A 2834-nucleotide genomic window follows, 5' to 3' on the forward strand; every position below is an offset into this window, starting at 1 on the left:
GTTTGTTGCCCTTGAAATTATATTATATAAGTAAATACACAACCTACAATAATAAACTTCTGAATTCTGAATTCTAAATTCTAAATTACTTCTAATAACTGATTTTCTTCTGGAACTAACTTTTCTTCAAATACTGCTAAATCAAACCAGAAAGTTGTACCTACACCAAGTTCACTTACTAAGTTAACCTTACTATGATGCTTATCAATAATATTTCTAACAATAGACAAACCCAAACCTGTTCCTTCCAAAGTATGAACGCGATTTTCTACTCGGAAAAACCTCTCAAAAATAGCTTCTTGGTCTTCAGGTTCAATACCACTTCCCGTGTCTGAAATTTCAATTCTGACAAACCGATCGGAATGATTTTCAGATTGTAAATGTAGTTCTATTGGTCGAGGAGGAGGAGGAGAAACTATCCATCCTCCTTCTTCAATTTGTTTAGCTTCTATATTGGTATTTTCTAACTCAGATTCTAACAAATAAGCTCGAATTACTATTCGACCTCCTGCTTCAGTAAACTTCATAGCATTACCTACTAAATTAGCGAATACTTGTAGTAATAAATCATAATGACCGACCACAGGAGGCAAATTAGGTTCTATCTCATAATTTAATTCTATTTTTTTATCTTTAGCATTAAGTTGATAAGTTCTTAAAGTTTGTTCTATTGGTTGAGCAATATCAACAGCATTTAGATGATAAATCAAACAAGATTCTAGACGACTTAAATCTAATACATCATTAACTAAACGAGTCAAACGATCTGTTTCGTGATTGGCAGTTTCTAGAAATTCTCGTCTTTCTACTTCANCTATTGGTTGAGCAATATCAACAGCATTTAGATGATAAATCAAACAAGATTCTAGACGACTTAAATCTAATACATCATTAACTAAACGAGTCAAACGATCTGTTTCGTGATTGGCAGTTTCTAGAAATTCTCGTCTTTCTACTTCACTTAAATCTTCCCCATATTCATGCAAAGTTTCAATGAAAGATTTGATATTAAATAGAGGCGTTCTTAATTCATGGGAGACATTACTAATAAACTGACCTTTTGCCTCATTTAATTCTACTTCCCTCGTAATATCTTGCACAGTCATAGCAATTCCTTTGAGACTATTTCGGTATGGAGAAAGAGAATCTGTTTCTAATTGATTTTCATAAAGTGTGCATTCATTAGCGACAGGACGATCAGCAGAATTACAACTATCATAAGCATCATAAATACAACTTTGACAAAGAGACTCTGTACCTGACGATCTGTGTAAAAGAACAGTTGTTAATAAAATTCTAATTGTACGTTTATTTGGTTCATCTAAAGTACAACGATATTCACCACCTTCTATTTCACCTGTAGATATTTGATAAAGTGGTCTATTTAATTCCATCTGTACAGCTACAGGTAAATTATCTGTCACCTTTCCACCAATAACATTTTTTTCTTCCCAACTAAAAATACGTCTAGCCGTCGGATTAACTAATATCAATTGTAAATTAGCATCTAATAATAAAGCACCATCAGCAATAGTAGAAACTAAAGTTTCTAACTTAGCTTTTTCTGCCGTTAATTCTTCAATATTTTGCTTCTTATAACTCTCTAACTGTTCTCCCATTTCATTAAAGCTTAAAATCAGTTCCCCTAATTCACCTCCAAAGGGTAAATCTATCCTTTGTTTAAAATTTCCCTGAGCAATATTTTTCACACCTTCTGATAATTTCTTAATCGGTTTAGTAATAATCAAAGCATTAAAAACTGCCCCTAAAATTACCATTGCCCAGATAGAAACAAACACTGCTAAAGTCACATCTCTAGTCAGATTTGAAGAGACAACAACCGTGGGATTAGGATTAATTCCAACAGCTAAAACTCCTAAATATTTATCCTCATTAATTAGGGGAACAAAAACATCCGTTAATTCCCCATTAGGAGTTAAATGTTGTCGCACCAGAGGTAAAGCAGCAAAATTTTCGGCTTCTACATTGGCCATAAAATCTTCTGGTAGTTGAATCCGACGACGGAGAGTGAGGGATGTTTTGACCTCAGATTCTGAGAAAGGAAGACCTAAGAAAATTTTTCCTTCTTCATCGGCATAGAGCATATAACGTACACTGGAGGTACTATTGTAGAAAAGTCGGGAAAATCTGGCCACTTCGTTACGCTCGCCTTCTGCTACAAGTGGGGTGACATTAGCTGCTAATAATAGACCCAGGTCTCGACCATAACGAGTATCATTGAGACGAGCATCTTCTTGAATAGTATTTACTGCCCAGAAGCTGAAGCTACTCATTAGCAAAGATACTATCAGGGTAATAACTGCCATGAGTTTAGTCTGGAGGGTAAACTCAGACCACCAGTTAGCGATAATTTCTCCGATTTTTTTTAGGAGGGGAAGCATTTTATAATTAATAATTAATAATTGATAATTGATAATTGATAATTAGGGTTGGCTGAATAAGTCTTTTTATTAAGGTAGGGAGGTTACATACAACGTTCCTACGGAGTCCTAGGATCGATTTTCTGCGGAATGCTACGCATTTATGTCAGCGACAGCCGAAACCTGAATCATCGGTACAGGAGAAATAGGAGTTACAGAGAAGGTTGTCTTAAGAATAGTAAGAGTAATTTTTCTCCTATAGTTACCTCAAAATGCTCACTTTTTCAGCTCTATACAATGGAAAAGCTGGCACTTTGTAATGACCTAAAATTGGTCAAACTTTTATTTGTCAATGGTTTTATATTTAATCAGCCAGCCCCAATTAATAATTGATAATTAGAGATTGTTTTAATTATCCATTATCCTTTATTCATTATCCATTATGCATTATTC

At 34.2% G+C, this 2834-nt stretch carries 1 protein-coding gene and 1 pseudogene; both read right to left on the bottom strand.

Features of this window, described 5'->3' with window-relative positions; translation table 11 throughout:
- Window positions 1-80 precede the first annotated feature (80 nt).
- Window positions 81-813: sensor histidine kinase (locus AFK68_RS40920; RefSeq protein WP_371357212.1), on the bottom strand; the 733-nt coding region annotated here is incomplete at its 5' end.
- Window position 814: 1 nt separating this feature from the next.
- Window positions 815-2402: pseudogene (locus tag AFK68_RS03280) on the bottom strand (histidine kinase dimerization/phospho-acceptor domain-containing protein); the annotation flags it as partial.
- Between the last annotated feature and the right edge of the window lie 432 nt (window positions 2403-2834).

It is taken from the genome of Hydrocoleum sp. CS-953 (assembly GCF_002260545.1).
Lineage (GTDB): Bacteria > Cyanobacteriota > Cyanobacteriia > Cyanobacteriales > Microcoleaceae > Trichodesmium.